This is a genomic window from Photorhabdus akhurstii (assembly GCF_019090985.1).
GTDB classification, from domain to species: Bacteria; Pseudomonadota; Gammaproteobacteria; order Enterobacterales; family Enterobacteriaceae; genus Photorhabdus; species Photorhabdus akhurstii.
Window position 1 is genome coordinate 2932823 of the sequence record NZ_CP020335.1, and the last position, 21049, is coordinate 2953871.

General features: G+C 42.3%; 18 protein-coding genes. 8 read left to right on the top strand and 10 right to left on the bottom strand.

The features are described from left to right. Nucleotides 1-257 precede the first annotated feature (257 nt). Complete coding sequence (locus tag B0X70_RS12800) at nt 258-1214, top strand: hypothetical protein (RefSeq protein ID WP_418889068.1); 957 nt, start codon at nt 258-260, stop codon at nt 1212-1214. A 268-nt stretch (nt 1215-1482) separates the two neighbouring features. On the opposite strand, the gene B0X70_RS12805 is transcribed toward B0X70_RS12800, so the two are convergent. Continuing rightward, complete coding sequence (locus B0X70_RS12805) at nt 1483-2346, bottom strand: helix-turn-helix domain-containing protein (RefSeq protein ID WP_036780805.1); 864 nt, start codon at nt 2344-2346, stop codon at nt 1483-1485. A gap of 502 nt (nt 2347-2848) precedes the next feature. Between B0X70_RS12805 and xthA the strand changes: the two genes are divergently transcribed. Next, nucleotides 2849-3655, top strand: coding sequence for an exodeoxyribonuclease III (xthA, locus tag B0X70_RS12810; protein ID WP_036805539.1), 807 nt, complete (start codon nt 2849-2851; stop codon nt 3653-3655). 65 nt (nt 3656-3720) lie between these two features. Here the strand turns inward: xthA and B0X70_RS12815 are convergent, their stop codons facing one another. The 3 genes from B0X70_RS12815 to B0X70_RS12825 are packed head-to-tail and all read right to left on the bottom strand — an operon-like array spanning nt 3721 to nt 7262. Beyond that, nucleotides 3721-5649 (bottom strand): DNA topoisomerase III, encoded by a 1929-nt coding sequence (locus tag B0X70_RS12815; protein WP_036780803.1) that lies wholly within the window; start codon nt 5647-5649, stop codon nt 3721-3723. Nucleotides 5650-5654: 5 nt separating this feature from the next. Beyond that, entirely contained in the window at nt 5655-6698 is a 1044-nt protein-coding gene (selD, locus tag B0X70_RS12820; RefSeq protein WP_217469507.1) for a selenide, water dikinase SelD, read from the bottom strand. 12 nt (nt 6699-6710) lie between these two features. After that, entirely contained in the window at nt 6711-7262 is a 552-nt protein-coding gene (locus tag B0X70_RS12825; protein WP_217469508.1) for an NAD(P)H nitroreductase, read from the bottom strand. A gap of 171 nt (nt 7263-7433) precedes the next feature. Between B0X70_RS12825 and sppA the strand changes: the two genes are divergently transcribed. The 3 genes from sppA (at nt 7434) to pncA (ending at nt 11095) form a co-directional block, all read left to right on the top strand. Further along, nucleotides 7434-9299, top strand: a complete 1866-nt coding sequence (sppA, locus tag B0X70_RS12830) for a signal peptide peptidase SppA (protein WP_217469509.1) — start codon at nt 7434-7436, stop codon at nt 9297-9299. Between the two features lie 125 nt (nt 9300-9424). Continuing rightward, nucleotides 9425-10444 (top strand): asparaginase, encoded by a 1020-nt coding sequence (ansA, locus tag B0X70_RS12835; RefSeq protein ID WP_217469510.1) that lies wholly within the window; start codon nt 9425-9427, stop codon nt 10442-10444. 12 nt (nt 10445-10456) lie between these two features. Then, a complete protein-coding gene (gene pncA, locus B0X70_RS12840) occupies nt 10457-11095 on the top strand; it encodes a bifunctional nicotinamidase/pyrazinamidase (RefSeq protein WP_217469511.1) in 639 nt (212 codons plus the stop codon). A gap of 62 nt (nt 11096-11157) precedes the next feature. Here pncA and B0X70_RS12845 read toward each other — a convergent pair whose 3' ends face one another. Beyond that, nucleotides 11158-11427 carry a YeaC family protein gene (locus B0X70_RS12845; RefSeq protein ID WP_036805531.1) on the bottom strand — a complete coding sequence of 90 codons (270 nt, stop codon included), beginning with the start codon at nt 11425-11427 and terminating at the stop codon, nt 11158-11160. 82 nt (nt 11428-11509) lie between these two features. Further along, nucleotides 11510-11920: a peptide-methionine (R)-S-oxide reductase MsrB gene (gene msrB / locus B0X70_RS12850; protein WP_046397475.1), complete on the bottom strand. Its 411-nt coding sequence runs from the start codon at nt 11918-11920 to the stop codon at nt 11510-11512. A gap of 467 nt (nt 11921-12387) precedes the next feature. On the opposite strand from msrB, the gene gapA reads away from it, so the two are divergent. Together gapA and B0X70_RS12860 are read left to right on the top strand one after the other, a co-directional pair. Beyond that, nucleotides 12388-13383 carry a glyceraldehyde-3-phosphate dehydrogenase gene (gene gapA / locus B0X70_RS12855; RefSeq protein ID WP_036780816.1) on the top strand — a complete coding sequence of 332 codons (996 nt, stop codon included), beginning with the start codon at nt 12388-12390 and terminating at the stop codon, nt 13381-13383. A 125-nt stretch (nt 13384-13508) separates the two neighbouring features. Beyond that, entirely contained in the window at nt 13509-14387 is an 879-nt protein-coding gene (locus B0X70_RS12860; protein ID WP_217469512.1) for a D-hexose-6-phosphate mutarotase, read from the top strand. A gap of 80 nt (nt 14388-14467) precedes the next feature. Here B0X70_RS12860 and B0X70_RS12865 read toward each other — a convergent pair whose 3' ends face one another. From B0X70_RS12865 to fadR, 4 genes are all read right to left on the bottom strand, one after another. Beyond that, entirely contained in the window at nt 14468-15220 is a 753-nt protein-coding gene (locus B0X70_RS12865; RefSeq protein ID WP_217469513.1) for a MipA/OmpV family protein, read from the bottom strand. A gap of 262 nt (nt 15221-15482) precedes the next feature. Next, nucleotides 15483-16565 (bottom strand): catabolic alanine racemase DadX, encoded by a 1083-nt coding sequence (gene dadX, locus B0X70_RS12870; RefSeq protein ID WP_217469514.1) that lies wholly within the window; start codon nt 16563-16565, stop codon nt 15483-15485. A 6-nt stretch (nt 16566-16571) separates the two neighbouring features. Further along, complete coding sequence (locus B0X70_RS12875; RefSeq protein ID WP_217471728.1) at nt 16572-17882, bottom strand: D-amino acid dehydrogenase; 1311 nt, start codon at nt 17880-17882, stop codon at nt 16572-16574. 509 nt (nt 17883-18391) lie between these two features. Continuing rightward, on the bottom strand, nt 18392-19120 hold the full coding sequence (fadR, locus tag B0X70_RS12880; RefSeq protein WP_217469515.1) for a fatty acid metabolism transcriptional regulator FadR: 729 nt from the start codon (nt 19118-19120) through the stop codon (nt 18392-18394). A gap of 222 nt (nt 19121-19342) precedes the next feature. Between fadR and nhaB the strand changes: the two genes are divergently transcribed. Next, nucleotides 19343-20890: a sodium/proton antiporter NhaB gene (nhaB, locus tag B0X70_RS12885; protein WP_217469516.1), complete on the top strand. Its 1548-nt coding sequence runs from the start codon at nt 19343-19345 to the stop codon at nt 20888-20890. Nucleotides 20891-21049: the final 159 nt, after the last annotated feature.

A 21049-nucleotide genomic window follows, 5' to 3' on the forward strand; every position in this document is an offset into this window, starting at 1 on the left:
ACTAAACGTTTCTCTGTAAAACAGTCAACAATCCCAATGAATATGATATTCATTGATAACATGCTCATTTGTTTTTAATGAGAATTTATTCACAAAGATAGAGATAAATGAGTACTAAGACGTGGCAAATAATTACCAATTAATCAATAAAGTAACTTTTTGATGTTAAATAAATTCATCAAGTAATGGAACTATCTACCTTGTTAAGCTGTCATAAATTGATGAGATTCATTCCCCTATAATTAAGGATAGAAACTATAATGCTAAAACAACTTATCTCAGCTACTCTGATTTTTAGTCTACTGTCAACTGCTGCACTCGCAGGAAAACCACAAAACTATCTCTACACTTCATCCGATGAGCTCGATCAATTACGTCCTCTGTTAGAACGTCAAGACATTGACGGTGTACAGGTTGTTTATAGCTGGAAACAATTGGAGAGCGAGACAGGGAAATATGATTTTTCCGCCATCGAAAAAGATTTGTCGTTGCTTAATAGAATAAAAAAGAAGCTGTTTATTCAGATCCAAGATCGCTTTTTTGAGAAAAATGCTCGCTACATTCCATTTTATCTCCAACAAGACACAAAATATCAAGGCGGTTTAGTTGCTCAAGTTGATAATCCCGGTGAAGGCAAAGCACAAAGTTATGGTTGGGTTGCTATTCAGTGGAATACAGCGTTGCGTAAAAGCTATCAGAATCTGCTTTCCGAACTGGCAAAAAAATTTGATGGCCGTATTGCCGGGATTAATCTACCAGAAACCGCCGTTGATATTGATATGAAACAGGATAAGACCGGTTTTAGCTGTGACCGCTATTTTGCCGCCGAACTTGATAATATCAAATTTGCCCGCCAGGTATTTAAAAAATCCTACGTGGTACAATATGTTAATTTCTGGCCATGTGAATGGGATAATGATCATCAGTATATGTCTCGCTTTTTTAATTTCGCGTCGAAAAATAAGATTGGCCTCGGCGGCCCCGATATCGTACCGTATCAATCTGCTCAGATGAAAAACGCTTATCCCTTTTTCAATCGCTACAAGGGCAAACTGGATTTGGTGGCAATGGCAGTCCAAGAACCCACGCTAACCTATACCAACCCAAAAACCAAAAAACCCTTCACTCAGCAGGAGTTTACCGATTTTGCCGAAAGCTATTTAGGGGCGAACATTATTTTTTGGAGCGCCACAACACCGTGGCTAAAGCAGTAAAACAAAGGCCATGCAGATTTGTGCATGCACAAATGGGTTGTCCTGACACCAGACAAGAATGAATAAGTATGTCAGGCTTTCGTATACGTTGCCCCAAAAGGCGAGGAACAGTCCATTTTTCCTCACCATTACCAGATATTCACTCGGAATATTCAAATAAGAATTATAAATATAAGTTTATCATTTAGGTACAGTGAAAAGTCTTTATAATTATCTCCACATAACAACAACGCGGAGCTTACAATAATCCTCTCCGCGTAGGTGAATTTTAACTCATGTCATTGACTGAATCGATGAAACGATTAAGTACACTTGAGTGCGATTTAGATTTATAAATATAACATTGATTTGCTGCACCAGGTTTTGCAATAGGAACAAAACTCAAAGCATCTCCTCCTTCCAATTCGTCAGGATGAGAATCGGTAATAAATATATAATCTCTGGAATAAATGAAATTCATGCAGCATCCCATATTATCCATCTGACGCATATTTACTTTTCCACCACTTTGAATAACTTCTTCTTCCAGGTTTTTAATGAAACTACTTTTATAAAGTACAGGATCGCATAGCCAAGTATTACTCTTGAGCAATTGCATCACATCGCCACCAGCAATATCCAATAATTCTTTTCGGCAGCAAATTCCCAATTCAGGCCCTTTTATTTTACGAATGAGACTAAAACGGTCACTTAGTATCTTTTCTGAGCTCAGAATGAGCGTGTTGCCGTCGTAATCCACTATTTCTTCAATGTTATCATAACTAAACCGGAATATATTTACCTGGGAGCTATTTCTGTCAGCTGCTTTATATAAATAAATAAGATGTTTGTTTTTCCCCCAATCGTAATAAATATTAACTATGTTACATATACTACCACTGATATGTTTTTTAGTTATTTCTTTTTCTTGTAAATAAAGATCTTTAAGATCATTATATAATTCTAAACCATCTTTAGTCAGACTCATCCCAAATTTCTCCCTTTTGAAAAGGCGCTTCCCTAATGTTGCCTCGAAGTCTTTGATTGATTTAGCTACTGGAGGAGTTGTACGGTTCATCACTCTTGCCGCTTTACTTAAAGAACCATTTTCCACCACTGCCATGAATGCTTCTAATTTACGAGAAAAAAACATAATTCACCGTTCCTATATAACTTGTGGCTAAAATAATTTCTTTGAAATAGCCTTCACCAAATGACAGCTAAATCAAGTTTGATACTGTGAAGGCATAAATTTTGTACAAAAAAACAAATACTTCTCAAACATATACCACATAAAAAAAGCGTATGTTCAATACATAGGTGGCTCAATAAACTCTATTATTCATGTTTATCATGGTTCAAAAATTAATCTCAACCAATCAACCATTAGAAAATATAAACATTACTAACGAGCTCAATTTTCTATCAAAGATTAGGATAGGGTTCTACATTTTTCAGTAATCAATTTTTGTAACACTTGAGATAAAAACGGTCTAACAGAGGCTGTTTCTCACCACAAATTATTATATTTTCCACAACAAATTATAATATTAGGGGGGCCGTTACTATTTCGTACTGACCATTGTCAATAGTTACTTTTTAAGATCCATCTGTTACTATTGTTCCTGTGTCTTTTTACTGGATGGCTGTAAAAGATGAAATTTATCTCTTTTAATATTAATGGATTACGTGCCCGCCCCCATCAGTTAGCTGCGATCGTCGAGCAACATCGACCCGATGTTATCGGCTTACAGGAAACAAAAGTTCATGACGAAGCGTTCCCTTTAGAAGAGGTGAGAGAACTTGGCTATCATGTATTTTATCACGGCCAGAAAGCCCATTACGGCGTCGCTCTGTTAACGCGCCAGGCGCCTCTTGCCGTACATCGTGGTTTTCCAGGGGATGATGAAGATGCTCAACGCCGTGTTATCATGGCAGAAATGGAGACCCCACACGGGCCATTGACCGTTATTAATGGCTATTTTCCACAGGGAGAAAGCCGTGAACATCCAGTGAAATTTCCGGCAAAAGAGAAATTTTATCAGGATCTGCAAAACTATCTGGAGCAAAACTTAACCCCTCAATCACAAGTGATTATCATGGGCGATATGAATATCAGCCCGACAGATCTGGACATCGGAATTGGTGAGAACAACCAAAAACGCTGGCTAAAAACGGGTAAATGTTCTTTCCTGCCAGAAGAGAGAGATTGGATGGATCGCCTGAAAAACTGGGGCCTGGTTGATACATTCCGCCATCTCAATCCTGAATGTAACGACCAATTTTCCTGGTTTGATTATCGCTCCAAAGGGTTTGATGATAATCGCGGGCTACGTATTGATTTATTGCTTGCAACTAAACCCTTGGTGGAGCGCTGTATCGCAACAGGTATTGACTATAAAATCCGTGAGATGGAAAAACCTTCGGACCATGCCCCTGTTTGGGCAGAATTTAAAATCTGATATTCTATTAACATAGAATATCAATCGTTTATTTTAAAATAACGTTAATTAATAATTGCTGCGCCCTATGGCGCAGCTGTTTTACTATTTTTTGTTGCTTTCGTTTTTTTCCCTCTTTTATCTTTAACCGGCAGTGGTGGTAAATCACGAAAAGCTGTTAAATTACGGTTCTGTTTAGCCTGCCAAATTAATTGCTGCAATGTCTCCTCAAGCGGCCCCATGAAATCTTGATAGCGGAACTGTTTTTCGCTGATTTGTGTTAACCGGGATTCCCAATGGGCGGTCATATCCGGTAAAGCAGCCATATCAGGCAATACATGAATCAACGCCCTACCCGCAGGTGTAGCATGAATATGGCGCCCTTGCTTATAAAGAAACTCCCGCTTAAACAGCAATTCGATAATGCCAGCCCGGGTTGCTTCCGTCCCCAGTCCATCTGTTGCACGAAGAACTTTTTTCAGTTCCTTATCCTGTACAAAACGGGCAATTCCCGTCATAGCAGAAAGGATAGTTGCATCAGTAAATGGTTTCGGCGGTTGGGTTTGGCGCTCTACCACCTCCCCTCTTTCACACAATAATTCATCACCTTTAGCAACAACGGGTAATGGCGTTCCGTCATTCTCTTCATCACGCTCTTTATTACCAAGCAACGTTCTCCAACCTGCCTCAGCAAGAAAACGAGCTTTAGCAATAAATTTTCCACCGGCAATTTCTAATTCAATAACACATTTACGGAATATGGCATCCGGGAAAAATTGCATCAAATATTGTCTGGCAATCAAACCATAAACATTAGCCTCATTATCCGTCAGATTTATATGACTACTTCGTGCTGTCGGGATAATTGCATGGTGAGCATCAACCTTTTTATCATCCCAACAACGATTCTTTCTATCTATTTCCAATAATTCTTGTGGCAACAGATTTGTTGCGTGAATAGATATCGCATTAAGCACTGCATGACGACCGGCAAAGTGTTCATCAGGCAAATAACGGCAATCAGAACGAGGATAAGTAATTAGCTTATGTGTTTCATACAATCGCTGACAAATATCCAACACTTGTTGCGCATTTAGGCCAAAACGCTTAGCAGCTTCAATCTGCAAAGAAGATAATGAAAATGGCAAAGGCGCGATTTCAGATTCCCGTTTATCCTGATAAGAGGTCACATAGGCTGGTTGACCGGTTATTCTGGCAACCACATGTTCAGCCAAAGGCCGGTGTATCAATCGTCCTTCTTCATCCAAAAAATCGATACAAGATTCACTTGGTTGCCAGATAGCGATAAAACGTTCATCTTTCGGCGTGACAATATGCGCTTTCACCTCAAAAAAATCTTTGGGTACGAAATGCTCAATCTCTTCATCCCTGCGGACCACTAACCCCAAAACCGGAGTCTGAACACGCCCGACAGATAATACCCCCTGATACCCTGCATTACGGCCAAGCAAGGTATAGGCGCGGGTCATATTAATGCCATACAACCAATCCGCTCTGGCTCTGGCGAGAGCTGAAACACATAGCGGAATAAAATCCCGGTTATCTCTCAACCGCTCAACCGCTCTGGTCACCGCCTGTGGATTTAGATCGCTTATCAAGCAACGACGAACATTTTTACGCCTGACATCATCCAGCTTCAAAAAATCCAGAACCTCATCCACCAACAGTTGCCCTTCCCGATCCGGGTCACCGGCATGCACTATTTCATCGGCTTTTTCCAATAACGTCTGGATGATGTTGAGCTGTTTCTCAACAGAAGGTCGCGGTTTTAACTGCCATCTTTCAGGAATAATTGGAAGATCAACTAATGACCAACGGGCAAAACGACCGTCGTAGGCATCAGGTTCCGCTTGTTCCAGCAAGTGACCGATACACCAGGTAACAAACTGGTTATCGCCACAAGCAATAAAGCCATCACCACGGCGATGCGGTTTGGGTAAAATATCGGCAATCGCCCTGGCCAGGCTAGGTTTTTCTGCAATAAAAAGCCGCATGGATATTATTCATTAACCTCAATTAGTACTCTGCCTGACTGTTGCTCAGACAATTCACCAATCGCGGTCAGTTCGATGCCATGACATCGTGCAATTGCTTTCACTTCGTCCATAGCTTCTGGTAGAACAGCCAACAGCAGGCCGCCGGATGTTTGTGGATCACATAACAGCTTGCGTTGAAGTTCTGTCATTTCACCAACAAGATGACCGTAACTATCAAAGTTACGCCCGGTTCCCCCCGGAACACAACCCTTTTCAATATAGGATTCCACTTCCGGCAGTTTAGGCACTTTTGCAAAATGGAGAGTGGCCTGAACCCCCGATCCTTCACAAATTTCACTCAAATGCCCTAACAGACCAAACCCGGTTACATCAGTCATTGCGGTAACACCCGCCACCTCGGCAAAATCCATCCCCAACTTATTTAAACGACACATGGTTTCGATCGCGACGCCCTGATGTTCAGGCAACAGCAAGCCTTTTTTCTCCGCCGTAGTCAATACACCGATGCCAAGCGGCTTGGTCAGCAATAGCTGGCTGCCCGCTTTCGCCGCGCTGTTCTGCTTCACTCGGTCAATATTAACGACACCGGTTACAGCCAGGCCGAAAATAGGCTCAGGCGCATCAATAGAGTGCCCTCCCGCCAGTGCAATCCCGGCCCCTTTACACGCGGCTCTGCCGCCTTCAATCACCTTACGGGCAATTTCCGGCGCCAATTTATCGATAGGCCATCCTAAAATAGCTATCGCCATGATGGGCTTACCGCCCATCGCATAAATATCACTGATAGCATTTGTGGCGGCAATGCGCCCAAAATCAAATGGATCATCTACAATCGGCATGAAGAAATCTGTCGTACTGACAATACCGATACCGTTGCCAATATCATAAACCGCGGCATCATCACGGGTTTCACTACCAACCAGTAAATGAGGGTCAAGAAATTTTTCCTGCTCACTATGTAGAATGGTTTCCAAAACTTTTGGTGAAATTTTACAACCGCATCCAGCGCCGTGGCTGTATTGGGTAAGACGAACTTCTGTTGACATAACAGACCCCGGTTACAAGTAGCTGACAAAATTGGTCATATCCGGCGGAGTAACCTTATTGGGCGCTCTTAACACAGGCGTTCCAAGGTAGAGAAAACCCACTATTTTGTCATGTTCATCACACTCCAAACCGGCACGCACGGTATTATCATCAATCCACGGACCGGTACGCCAGATACCACCAAACCCTTGAGCCACCGCCGCCATTTGCATCGCATGTACCGCACAACCCGCGGAAACCACCTGTTCCCATTCCGGTATTTTGGAATTCTCAGCCACTTTTGCAATAACAGAGATGATTAATGGCGCCCGATAAGGCGCGCTTTTCGCTTTTTCTTCCGCGTCAGCGCCAAGCTGACTATCAATGGCTGCTTGATGGAGTAATCGACTGAACCGTTCAATACCTTCATCCTGCATGACAATAAAGCGCCACGGACGCAGTGCGCCATGATCAGGCGCTCTCATTCCCGCCGCCAGAATATGCTGTAATGCTTCATCTTGAGGCGCCGGGGTTGTTAAACGTGATACTGAACGTCTGTTCAACAAAAGTTCTAATGCATCCATCTTTTCTCTCCTAGATAATGTATTTTATTATAAGCTAACATTTTCTGTTTATTTGTTAACAAATAAAAGTCCCAAAAGCTGTCTTTTCAGACAATATGCCACTATTTGAAGCTGACATTTACATGTCTGATCATTAGGATAGCTTTACTTGATCCTATTTTTGGAGATGATATGCGTATTTTATGGAAGTTGATCGCAAGATTATTTAAATGGAGTTGGCGACTATTAAATTTTATTCGGGAAGTCATTTCAAACCTGATTTTTATCATGCTGGTTCTGGTTGTGATTGGCGGTTTCCTGCTTTATCAACAGCCAAACAAAACGGCAGATAGTTATCGGGGAGCATTATATGTCAATCTCACCGGTGTTATTGTGGATCAGGTCTCCAGCCGTACTCCATTGACTCAATTGAGCCGTGAACTGTTTGGCACATCCGGCAATAAATTTCAGGAAAACTCCCTGTTTGACATTGTTGATAGCATTCGCCAGGCAAAAACCGATACCAAAATCACGGGTCTGGTGCTGAAACTTGATGATTTCATCGGCGCCGACCAGCCATCCATGCAGTATATCGGTAAGGCAATTAATGAGTTTAAAACTTCCGGTAAACCCGTTTATGCTATCAGTGACAGTTATAATCAGTCACAGTATTATCTGTCTACCTTTGCCGATAAAATCTATCTATCGCCACAAGGAACGGTTGGTCTTTATGGCTATTCAACCAATAACCTATATTACAAATCCTTGCTGGACTCACTGAAAGTCACCGCGCATATTTTCCGCGTCGGCACGTATAAATCAGCCGTTGAACCGGTTATGCGTGATGATATGTCCCCCGATGCCCGCGAAGCTGATAGCCGTTGGGTCAACGGTCTGTGGCACAACTATCTCAATACTGTCGCTACCAACCGCAAACTCACTGTTGATCAAGTATTCCCAGGCGCTGATGAGATGATTGCCGGCTTACGTGCTGTTGGCGGAGACAATGCGCAATATGCGCTTAAACATAAGCTGGTCGATTATGTTGCGCCACGCAATGTCATTGAAAGCGACATGACAAAAGCCTTTGGTTGGGACGAAAAAAACCGCCACTTCAATGCTATCAGCATTTACGATTATGCACCGCAATTGGTGGAAGGCAGATCATCATCTAAAGGCAATATCGCCGTTATTGTCGCACAAGGCGCAATCGTCGATGGGCAGCAGACGCCAGGTATGGTTGGCGGTGACACAACCGCCGCTCAGATTCGTCAAGCTCGCCTGGATGATAATATCAAAGCTGTTATTCTGCGAGTAAACAGCCCTGGCGGCAGTGTGAGCGCTTCTGATGTTATTCGCACTGAACTGGCCGCGCTACGTGCAGCGAATAAACCTGTGGTGGTTTCTATGGGGGGAATGGCGGCATCCGGTGGTTACTGGATCTCTACTCCATCTAATTACATCATCGCAAACCAAAGTACGTTGACGGGTTCTATTGGTATCTTCGGTGTCATCACCACTTATGAAAACAGTCTGGAACATATTGGTATCCATACTGACGGCGTTTCCACGACGCCACTCGCGGGTATTTCTGTTACCAAAGGACTCAGCAAACAGTTCTCAGAGCTGATGCAGCTTAATATCGAAAATGGCTATAACAACTTTATCGGTATTGTTGCTGATTCACGCCATAAAACACGTGAAGAAGTCGATAAAATTGCTCAGGGGCATGTGTGGATTGGTCATGATGCTAAAACCAATGGATTGGTCGACCAATTAGGGGATTTCGATGATGCGGTCACTAAAGCGGCTGCATTGGCAAAATTGGATAACCCAGAGCTTGACTGGATGCAGCCTGAAATGTCATTCAGTGAGTTGCTGATGAGTCAGTTGACAACAACCGCGCAAGTTATCGTACCGGAAGCGGTTCAAGCTTGGCTCCCCGCTCCACTGGCGCAGGTGGCTCAGGAAGTGAAACAACAAAGTGAGTTCTATCGCCATCTGAATGATCCACAAAATCGTTATGCATTCTGTTTAAATTGCGGAGATATTCGCTAAACAGCCCATAATAATGCCTGATTCCAGGTAATAACTCGATTAATTTAGCCTGACAAATCCCTGTCAGGCTTTTTTTCTTCTGTAATACTCCTATAATCCAGCTGATCTTTTTATGAGGTACAGTCATGCAGAAGAAGTCTATTTATGTCGTCTATACTGGCGGAACTATTGGGATGCAACACTCATCTCAGGGATACATTCCCGTTTCCGGGCATTTACAGCGTCAATTAACAAAGATGCCCGAATTCCATCGACCGGAAATGCCGACATTCACCATCCGTGAACATCAACCACTGATCGATTCTTCTGATATGACCCCAGAAGACTGGCAGTTTATCGCTGATGATATCCGAGAAAATTACCATGATTATGATGGGTTCGTGATCCTGCATGGTACGGATACAATGGCATTTACGGCATCGGCCCTCTCCTTTATGTTTGAGAATCTGAGTAAGCCAGTCATTGTCACAGGGTCGCAAATCCCACTGGAAGCGCTGCGCTCTGATGGGCAGACAAACTTATTGAACGCGCTTTACCTTGCCGCTAATTACCCGGTTAACGAGGTCAGCCTGTTTTTCAATAATAAACTGTTTCGTGGGAATCGAACCGTCAAAGCACATGCCGACGGTTTCGATGCTTTTGCCTCGCCAAACTGTTCTCCATTAATGGAAGCCGGTATTAACATCAAAACTTTCAATGCTTGCTCTGCCCCTGCCAGTCATGGTGAGTTTATTACTCATCGGATTACCCCTCAGCCAATTGGCGTCATCACCATTTACCCTGGCCTTTCCAGTCAGGTTGTGAATAATATTTTAATGCAGCCGGTTAAGGCTCTCATCCTGCGCTCGTATGGCGTCGGAAACGCACCTCAGCGCCCTGAACTGCTGAAAGAGCTAAAACAGGCAACAGAGAGAGGGATCGTGGTTGTTAATTTGACTCAATGCATTTCTGGCCGAGTAAATATGGAAGGTTATGCAACGGGCCATGCTCTGGCGGAAGCAGGGGTAATCAGCGGCTACGATATGACTTTTGAAGCAACTTTAACCAAGTTGCACTATTTACTCAGTCAACCCTATAGCAATGAAAAAATTCGTTATTTAATGCAACAAAATTTACGTGGTGAATTAAGTTATCCTGATAAATAATCAAGGAAAAAGATGAAAACAGCCCTATTACTTATTGATCTACAGAACGACTTCTGTACCGGCGGCGCTTTAGCCGTAGAAGAGAGTGAACAAGTCATTGTTGCGGCAAATCAGGCAATTGATATTTGTCTGAAACACAATATCAGCATTATTGCCACTCAAGACTGGCATCCGGCTGAACATATGAGCTTCGCAGTAAATTCCGGGCAACAGATCGGTGATATCGGTATATTAAACGGTATTCCACAAGTATGGTGGCCGGTACACTGTGTTCAGGGTCAGCCTGGCGCTGATTTCCATCCACAGCTAAACAAGCAAGCCATTCTCGAAATTTTCCATAAAGGTGAAAATCCACAGATCGATAGCTACAGTGCTTTCTTTGACAACGGTCATCTGAGTAAAACCCGGCTTGATGACTGGTTGCAAACACAGCAAATTGAACGTCTGTTTGTTATCGGTATCGCGACTGATTATTGCGTGAAGTTTACTGTGCTGGATGCGCTGGCATTAGGTTATGAGACTTGGGTCATTACTGATGGTTGCCGGGGGGTTAACCTCAGCCCAAATGATAGCCAATCAGCATTCAAAGAGATAAAAGAGAAAGGCGCTATATTGATAGAACTTGATCAACTAGAAAACGCTCTCCTCTGATATCAATCCAAGGCCAGGCTGAGTTTACACACTCAGCCTTTTCATCACCTACTTGCCAAAGATTATGGCTTGAATGTCGCCACCATTTCAGACTGAAAGATCGCTTTCAGTTCTTGTTTACTCTTCATCACCAACTGACCGTCAGTGCCGATCGTCATATGTTGCGGATCATGGTTATGCCTTGATTGCCATAGCATAATCATTTGCAAACTATGCTCTTTCTGCTCTACCGTTAGAGGCACGCCATCCTGCCATTTACCCAGTTCTACCGCCTGAACCAAGCGTTGATATATTTCTGGTGTCATTACAGATAACAGATCATCCAGTTCCATTGATATTTCCTCATTATTTTCCAGAATTAGCTGAAACGATTTTTTGCGTAAATTAAGATTATGTCCGCAATCATAAAAACGATTAACCTACTGTTTTTTCGCCTGTATTTTCATCAGTAAAGCTTAATGCAGCCGAGTTGATGCAAAAACGTTCTCCTGTCGGTTGCGGGCCATCAGGGAACACATGCCCCAAATGAGCGTTGCAATGACCGCAACGTACCTCAATACGGTGCATATTGTGACTATTATCATCAAGATACTTCACCGCATCATGAGTAACAGGCTGGTAAAAACTCGGCCAGCCACAACCAGAATCAAATTTAGTATCGGACATAAATAACAGCTGCTCGCAACATAAACAATGATACATGCCACTTTTCTTATTATGCAGCAATTTCCCTGAGAATGGCGGCTCTGTCCCGGCATTCTGGGTTACATGACGCTGAATATCAGTAAGTTCTTTACAAAGGGAAACATCAGGATTCTTAGCCATAACGACCACCTTAATAATAAGACTCATGTTCTCAATAAAATTGATTAATAATAACAAAAAATTAACATCACATCAGTGGAATTTATTTTAAGTGGTTAACTGAATCTGTCTATACCCTATGGATTTCAAGATGAATCGCGACGGCAAGGGAGCGAATCCCCGGGAGCATAGCGAGCTATGTGACCGGGGTGAGTGAGCGCGGCCAACAAAGAGGCAACTTGAAAGATAACGGGTAATCCTACTATTTGTGATGTGACTCGCATATCTAACTAATTAACTTTCAATATCTGTCTACGCCTTGATAATGATGGGCGGCTCGATTGCCAGTACCCTATGGCAAGCGTCTAAATGGTGAACTCAAAGCTAATGTTTTTCAGCTATTGACACGATTCCGCTTGACGGCTGGCAAGGTTTTGGTAACTTTAGTAATAATTTTTAATTCACTAAAAAATAGCTGGTGGAACACTATGACTATCAAAGTAGGTATCAACGGTTTTGGTCGTATTGGCCGTATTGTTTTCCGTGCCGCACAAGAACGCTCAGACATCGAAATCGTTGCAATCAACGATTTGCTGGACGCCGAATACATGGCTTACATGCTGAAATACGATTCAACTCACGGTCGCTTCAACGGCACTGTTGAAGTAAAAGACGGCCACCTGATTGTTAACGGCAAAACTATCCGCGTTACAGCAGAAAGAGATCCAGCTAACCTGAAATGGAATGAAGTGGGTGTTGATGTTGTTGCAGAAGCAACAGGTATCTTCCTGACTGACGAAACCGCCCGTAAGCACATTGCCGCTGGTGCGAAAAAAGTTGTTCTGACCGGCCCGTCCAAAGATGACACGCCTATGTTTGTTATGGGTGTTAACCACAAAACTTATGCAGGCCAAGACATCGTTTCTAATGCTTCCTGCACCACTAACTGTCTGGCCCCGCTGGCTAAAGTTATCAATGATAAATTCGGCATTGTTGAAGGTCTGATGACCACTGTTCACGCAACAACGGCAACTCAGAAAACTGTTGACGGTCCTTCTGCGAAAGATTGGCGTGGTGGTCGTGGCGCCGCTCAAAATATCATCCCATCATCTACCGGTGCGGCTAAAGCGGTGGGTAAAGTTATCCCTGAACTGAACGGTAAACTGACTGGCATGGCTTTCCGCGTTCCTACTCCTAACGTATCGGTTGTCGACCTGACTGTGCGTCTGGAAAAACCAGCCACTTATCAACAAATCTGTGATGCAATCAAAGATGCTGCGGAAGGTGAACTGAAAGGCGTTCTGGGTTACACCGAAGATGACGTCGTATCCAACGATTTCAATGGCGAAAAACTGACTTCTGTATTTGACGCCAAAGCAGGTATCGCTCTGAACGACAACTTTGTGAAATTGGTTTCTTGGTATGACAACGAAACCGGTTACTCTAACAAAGTTCTGGATCTGATTGCTCACATCGCCAAATAACTGAGTAATCTCCTTGCCTGAAAAGAGCTGCCCTTCCCCGGCAGCTCTTTTGTTTCAATCTGTATACAACATGCGTTATTCTTGGGCCTTGCCATCGCCCAACTTTGATTCACAAGGTTATACGGATGAACGACAGAATCTTTTCATTACCGGTCGCAGAACAAATTTCTCCAGCGATTAGTCAACGAAATATAGACGGTTTCCCATTGATAGTCGTCGATCATCCTAAGGTTCGTGGCGCAATCAGTCTGCAAGGGGCACATCTCATCGCCTGGCAACCCAGTGGTGAGGAACCGGGGTTGTGGTTAAGCAGGAAAACCATATTTGCAGCAGGTACTGCTATCCGCGGTGGTATTCCTATTTGTTGGCCTTGGTTTGGTTCCTCAAGAGCGCCAAGTCACGGGTTTGCCAGAATTCTTCCCTGGGAATTTAGCGCACATAATGAACATGAAAATGGCGTCATACTCACTTTTACGCTGAGAGACAATGAATATACCCATAAATTGTGGCCTTATGATTTTACCTTGATTGCCCGGTTCAAACTGTGTGAAACCTGTGAAGTGGAACTGGAAACCTATGGTGATTATCAAGCAACCTGTGCCCTACACACTTATCTGAATATTGGCGATATTAATCAAATTTCAGTCAGTGGCTTAGGTAAACATTTTATTGATACGGTTGCCGATAAAGAGCAATACACAACAACAGAGGATCTTATTTTCAACGGTCGTACCGATCATATTTATACCGAGCCAGAAGATTTTAATCTGATAAGGGATAAATCGCTGAAACGAACCATTGAAATTCACCATTATCATCACAGTGATGTTGTATGCTGGAATCCCGGCGCCCAACTATCGAACGGAATGAAAGATATGTGCAATGAAGGTTATAAGAATATGGTTTGTGTAGAAACAGCTCGTATCAATAAACCATTGATCTCTAAAGATGATAGTCCAGCCCATATTTCGGTTCTAATCCGTTGCCGGAAAGATTACCAGTAAATATCTCTCTCATTTAAATCAAAAAGACTGAATACTATTTAGTGAATTCAGTCTCTATTCGATATTATCGCAGTGAGTAATTAAAAACTATATGTAACACCTGTCCAAACAATACTTGAATATGACTTATTAACCATCGGACTATCTTTAATTTCACTTGGTAAACGCTCAACACGTCCCATCATAAATGCAGACCATTCCTGGTTAAATTTATAATTGGCAGATAATTCCACATAGGGAGTCCAACTATCATCTGGCGTATATTTTTCTAGTCCGCTACGGCGCGATTCATTATCTTTGATACCATACTCATAACGATTTTGTTTTTTACTATTCCAAACCACGCCTAATCCCGGTTGTAATGACCAATCATCACTTTTAAATTCGTACAAATAAGCCAGGTCAATCCTTATACCTTTACTTTTACTCAACGTATCCGCGGCAAAAGAGCTACGCAACGTCCCCCAATCTTCAATATGACGATAGCTAAAACCGCCCATCATAGTATCATCACGACGATCCAGCTTTTTCATCTGCTTATCTTCATTATCTTTTGGGCGGAAACTTTGAGGATAGTAATAGACATCTAAAGATAACTGATCTTTTGGTTGATTCCACAAATAGTACCCGGCGGCTAAAGTATGAAAATAGAAATTGTCACTTTCATAATTAACCATTGGAACAAACAACACTTTATCTTTATTCTTCACACCTTTATAAGGTGATGCCTCAGCCAAAACAGAAGCGCCAATTGACCACTGCCCTGCATAAGCTAAAGATGAAGACAGGCAAAAAGTGACGACTGTGGCTAAAATTTTAGCTTTGTTGATCATGATTAACTATTTCCTTTAAAACAATTATACAATTAGCTATATCAAGTGTAAGAGATCATTTCCCTCATTTTCAAGTAATAATGTCCTATTTTTCTTAAAGAGCACAATATGTTTACTGCCCATCCAATTTTGCTGGCGAGAATAGATAGATTGTACAAAACAAAAATATATTAATTTGACGAAAGCGGTAACTTATTTCCTGTAATAATACCCGTCGTTAACTACTATTTGACACTCTGTCTGGTATTTAACGACATAGCATTTAACGACATAGAGATACCGGGACCCGATTTGCCAATGCACACAATAATTCATAGCCAATCGTCCCGGAAATCTCGGCCACATCATCCACCGGCAAATTTTGCCCCCATAATTCAACAGGACTACCAATTTGAGCCTGCGGACAAGGCGTTAAATCCACCGACAACATATCCATTGATACTGTGCCTAATACTTGAGTCCTAACACCATCGACAATAATCGGCGTCCCCGTCATTACACGACGGGGATAACCATCAGCATAGCCACAGGCAACTGTACCTACTCGCATAGGACCCGGTGCTGTATATTCACTACCATAACCAATTTTGTCTCCTGCTTTGAGATCCTGAATGGCAATAATTTCACTTTGCAGGCTCATCACTGCTTTCAACCCAATATCGGCAATATCTTTCCACTTTCCACTCGGTGAGGCGCCATACAGCACAATCCCGGGACGTACCCAATCTCGATGAGTTTGTGGATACCACAAAGAAGCGGCTGAATTAGCCAGACATTGAGAAATATCCAATCCATGACTGACCGAATTAATAACGTTAAGTTGTTCAGCAACGCTAATCTCCTTATTATCCTTATCCGCATTCGCAAAATGTGACATTAATGTTATTTGCCCAATTTGCCGGATACGCTTTGCCGATGATAAAACCGTTCTATATTGATCCGCAGGAAATCCCAATCGATTCATACCGCTATTGAGTTTGAGATAAATATCGATTGGCTTACTTAAATTGGCCATCTCTATTGCTTTCAGTTGCCAATGACTATGTACTACCGTTATTAACCGATATTCATCAATTATCGACAAGTCTTCAGGTTTAAAAAATCCTTCCAATAGCAAAATTGGCCCCTGCCAACCCTGCTCCCGTAATAAAATCGCCTCATTAAAATCAAGTAAAGCAAATCCATCAGCCTGATCGAGATATTGCCATATGCGACTCAAACCATGCCCATAAGCATTTGCTTTAACAACAGCCCAGATTTTACTATTACCGACCTTATTACGAATAATCGCCAGATTATTTCCCAATGCATCAAGATGAATCGTTGCCGAAATCGGACGTGGCATATTCTATTAGCCTCTTAGTTCAGTGTGTAATTGGTGGCTAAATGGTGCCAATTTTGTATTAAAACCATTAACATAACGAAATACTGATAAATCATCAGACGCAATGGCGGGCTTTTTACCCGAAATAATATCAGCCAGTAATTGACTGGAACCACATGCCATTGTCCATCCCAATGTACCATGCCCTGTATTTAGGTAGAGATTGTGATATTCAGTCGGGCCAACAATTGGGGTGCCATCTGGCGTCATTGGGCGTAATCCCGTCCAAAAACGGGTCTGAGTAATATCGCCTCCGCCGGGATAAAGGTCTTGTACCACCATTTTTAATGTTTCATAACGTGCTTTAAGCAGATCCAAATTGAAGCCTACAACTTCTGCCATTCCGCCCACACGAATACGGTTATCAAACCGGGTAATCGCAATTTTGTATGTTTCATCCAATGCAGTAGATACCGGAGCCCGTTCTGCATCGACAACAGGCATCGTTAATGAATAACCTTTCAGTGGATATACGGGAATTTTGACAAAACCTTTCAGCAATTCAGTGGAATAGGCACCCATCGCGACAACATAGCTGTCTGCTGTCATAACGTCATCTTCGCATTGGACGCCGGTAATCCGCTGCCCTTCCACCAATAACTGTTTGATCTGCTTATTAAACAGAAACGTTACCCCTGCCGCTTCTGCCATTTTCGCCAACTCTTTGGTAAAAAGCTGACAATCACCCGTTTCGTCGTTCGGTAATTGCAAGCCCCCCGCCAACTTGTGAGCGACATGCGCTAACGCTGGCTCTACTGTCGCCAGTTTATCCGCCGTTAATAAATTGTAAGGAACGCCTTCCTGTTCAAGAACAGCTATGTCATTCACGGCATTATCAAACTGTTTATTCGTACGGAATAACTGAAGCGTGCCCTTTTGACGCCCTTCATATTGAATACCGGTATCTGCCCTCAACTGTTTGATACAATCACGGCTGTACTCTGCCAGTCGCACCATTCTGCTCTTATTTATCGCATAGTGACTGGCATCGCAATTACGCAACATCTGCCACATCCAGCGTAACTGAAACAGCGATCCATCAGGACGAATAGCCAACGGAGCATGGCGTTGAAACATCCATTTAATGGCTTTCAATGGAATGCCCGGCGCTCCCCACGGGGTCGCGTATCCCGGCGAGATCTGCCCGGCATTAGCCGCACTGGTTTCCTCAGCAGCGCTTCCCTGGCGATCAATGACAGTGACTTCATGACCTTGCTGTACCAAATACCAGGCACTGGTTACACCAATCACACCACTACCTAAAACAAGGATTTTCATCATAGCCCTCGGATGATTTAAAATTTTAGGCAAGCATAATATGCTGTTTATAAAAAACCAATATAGAACAATCATCGGTCACGTCAATAATCTACATTTATGATTTAGGTCACAATTAGATTACATTTATGCAACAGTCTTATTTGTGATTAACACATAACCAAATTATAAAAATTAATATTAAAATCATAAAATTAAGATAATAATTACAATATGAATCACATGCTAATTATTTCATATCAAGTCATTATTCTGAGTTTTTCGGCAAAAAAAGCGAATCAATTAAACAACCACAAGATACCAATAACCATCAATTAATCGAAATAAAAATTCAAATAAAAACCCAATATTTAGAATAATATTCTAAAATAGAGACATTAACGATTGGCTTGAAATTGAGTGAGAAAGAAACAAAACTCCCGGTACAGAGCATGCTGCACCGGGCCAACTCAAAATAATTTTGATTTGAAACTAATAGATTGGATAAAGCCTGAGATTAAGTAAGAATATTAACGAGATATCAGCGACAATTCAGATAAATCACCAGGCATTGTACTTTGCATACTGTGCCAAATGACGCCACTCTCTTTACCATAGTTACGAACACATTCCATGACTTTATCGTAGGATTTATCGCGGCATAATATCACCAGTTGCTGATAAAAATTCAGCGCCAATTTACGCGCTTCAGGATTAGAGAAGTAATAACGCCCCACACGGGTATATAGCCCTCTCAACCCATTGATAATCAGGCCGTAAATTGGGTTGCCCGAAGCGAAAGCCAAACCACGGAAAATATCATAATCCAGCGAGCTAAATGACTCCGAACTATCTTCCACTTTCTCTTTTTCTGCCAATACTTCCAATGACTTACCCGGATTATGCCTAAAAGCCGTGCGAATAAATATCGCCGCGATATTCGTTCTCACCGCCAGTAGGTTATCAATCAACTCAGGAACACGATCGTGATCAAGACGGGCCAGAGTCTCTAAGATATTAAGACCCGATGTTTCCCAAAAGTTATTTACTTTTGTTGGTTTGCCATGCTGAATAGTTAACCAACCATCGCGTGCCAAACGCTGCAATACTTCACGCAGGGTGGTCCTTGTTACACCAATTAACTCAGATAATTCACGTTCTGCCGGAAGAATGGAACCAGGAGGAAAACGGCCGTTCCATATACTCTCAATAATATACTCTTCCGCAAAACCTGCGGGACTTTGAGCCTTAATGACCATATTTTTGTTATTCCAACGTGATTTTTTCAACTAATAATAGATGAAATTATATCAGAATACGCAACTTCAATATAGCTATGTAGTCTAGAAAGCGTAAAGACGGTCATAAAAACAAGCGTACTCATGCTTAACTATGACTCGTTTCCCTTAAAATATTCTGTATTAAAGCGTACTATTGTTTAAAGAACACAATCTTACGAATTTAGAGGAACTTTAATTGCAATGGAAACCAGTATCCTAAAAACAACAGTAAAAAACTTTCTCGGCAACTCGCCAGATTGGTATAAGCTAGCTATCATCACTTTTCTCATCACCAACCCATTGATATTCTTCTTTATTAACCCATTTGTCGCAGGCTGGCTGCTTGTTATCGAATTTATATTCACTTTAGCAATGGCGCTTAAATGTTACCCATTACAACCGGGTGGCTTGTTGGCAATTGAAGCGGTCATCATCGGTATGACCTCGCCTCAACAAGTGGGTCATGAAATTGCTAATAATTTGGAAGTTATACTGTTGCTGATATTTATGGTGGCGGGAATTTACTTTATGAAGCAATTACTATTATTCGCTTTCACTAAACTCCTGCTCTCCATAAAATCTAAGCGCATGCTTGCCTTGGCATTCTGTCTGGCTAGCGCATTCCTGTCAGCATTTCTTGACGCGCTGACAGTTATTGCCGTGGTTATTAGTGTCTCCCTTGGCTTCTATTCCATCTACAACAACTTTATTACCGATCAACATGATGTCATTAATTCTAAACATGACGATCACATTGACACAGCAAAAAAGAAACAAACGCTTGAACAATTTCGTGCTTTTTTGCGCAGCCTGATGATGCATGCCGGTTTAGGTACTGCCCTCGGCGGTGTGATGACAATGGTAGGAGAACCGCAAAATCTGATTATCGCCAAAAACGTTAATTGGGATTTTGTCACCTTCTTTATTCGCATGGCTCCGGTTACCTTGCCTGTCTTTATTTGCGGGCTGTTAGTCTGTTTTCTGGTCGAACACTTTAAGCTATTCGGTTATGGCGCAGAATTGCCAGAACGCGTCCGGCAGGTATTGGAAGATTACGACAAGAAAACCAGCGCAAAACGCACTCGTAAAGAAAAAGCGCAACTTATTACTCAAGCGCTGATTGGTATATGGCTCATTGTCGCGCTGGCATTTCATTTAGCAGAAGTTGGTCTGATCGGCCTATCAGTCATCATTCTAACTACGTCGCTCTGTGGTATTACCGAAGAGCATGCACTGGGTAAAGCATTTGAAGAGGCGCTACCATTCACAGCATTACTGACTGTATTCTTTTCTATCGTTGCGGTCATCGTTGACCAGCAACTATTTACGCCATTTATTCAGTTTGTATTACAGGTTTCTGAAACTTCTCAACTTTCTCTATTCTATCTGTTCAACGGTCTGCTCTCATCAGTATCAGATAACGTATTCGTTGGTACGGTTTATATCAACGAAGCGAGGGCTGCTATGCAAGAGGGGTTAATTTCACATAAACAATTTGAATATCTGGCTGTCGCCATTAATACCGGCACTAACCTACCTTCCGTTGCCACACCGAACGGGCAAGCGGCATTTCTGTTCCTGTTGACTTCGGCATTATCGCCGTTAATTCGTTTGTCTTACGGTCGCATGGTGATGATGGCATTACCCTATACTATCGTGATGACTTTGGTCGGTTTGCTGTGCGTAGAATTTCTATTAATTCCGGTCACTGACATGATGGTTCAATGGGGCTTAATTGCCTTGCCATAATCAGCAACAATTTATTTCGTAACATAATCAAAGCCGTATTGCACAGTGACTACACGCAATACGGTTTTAGTTTTTTCTCCGAAAAAACCAAATTTACCTTAATTGACTTTTTTTGTTACCTGTAAATCGGCAAAATAAGCGTTCAATTGTTTATCTTAA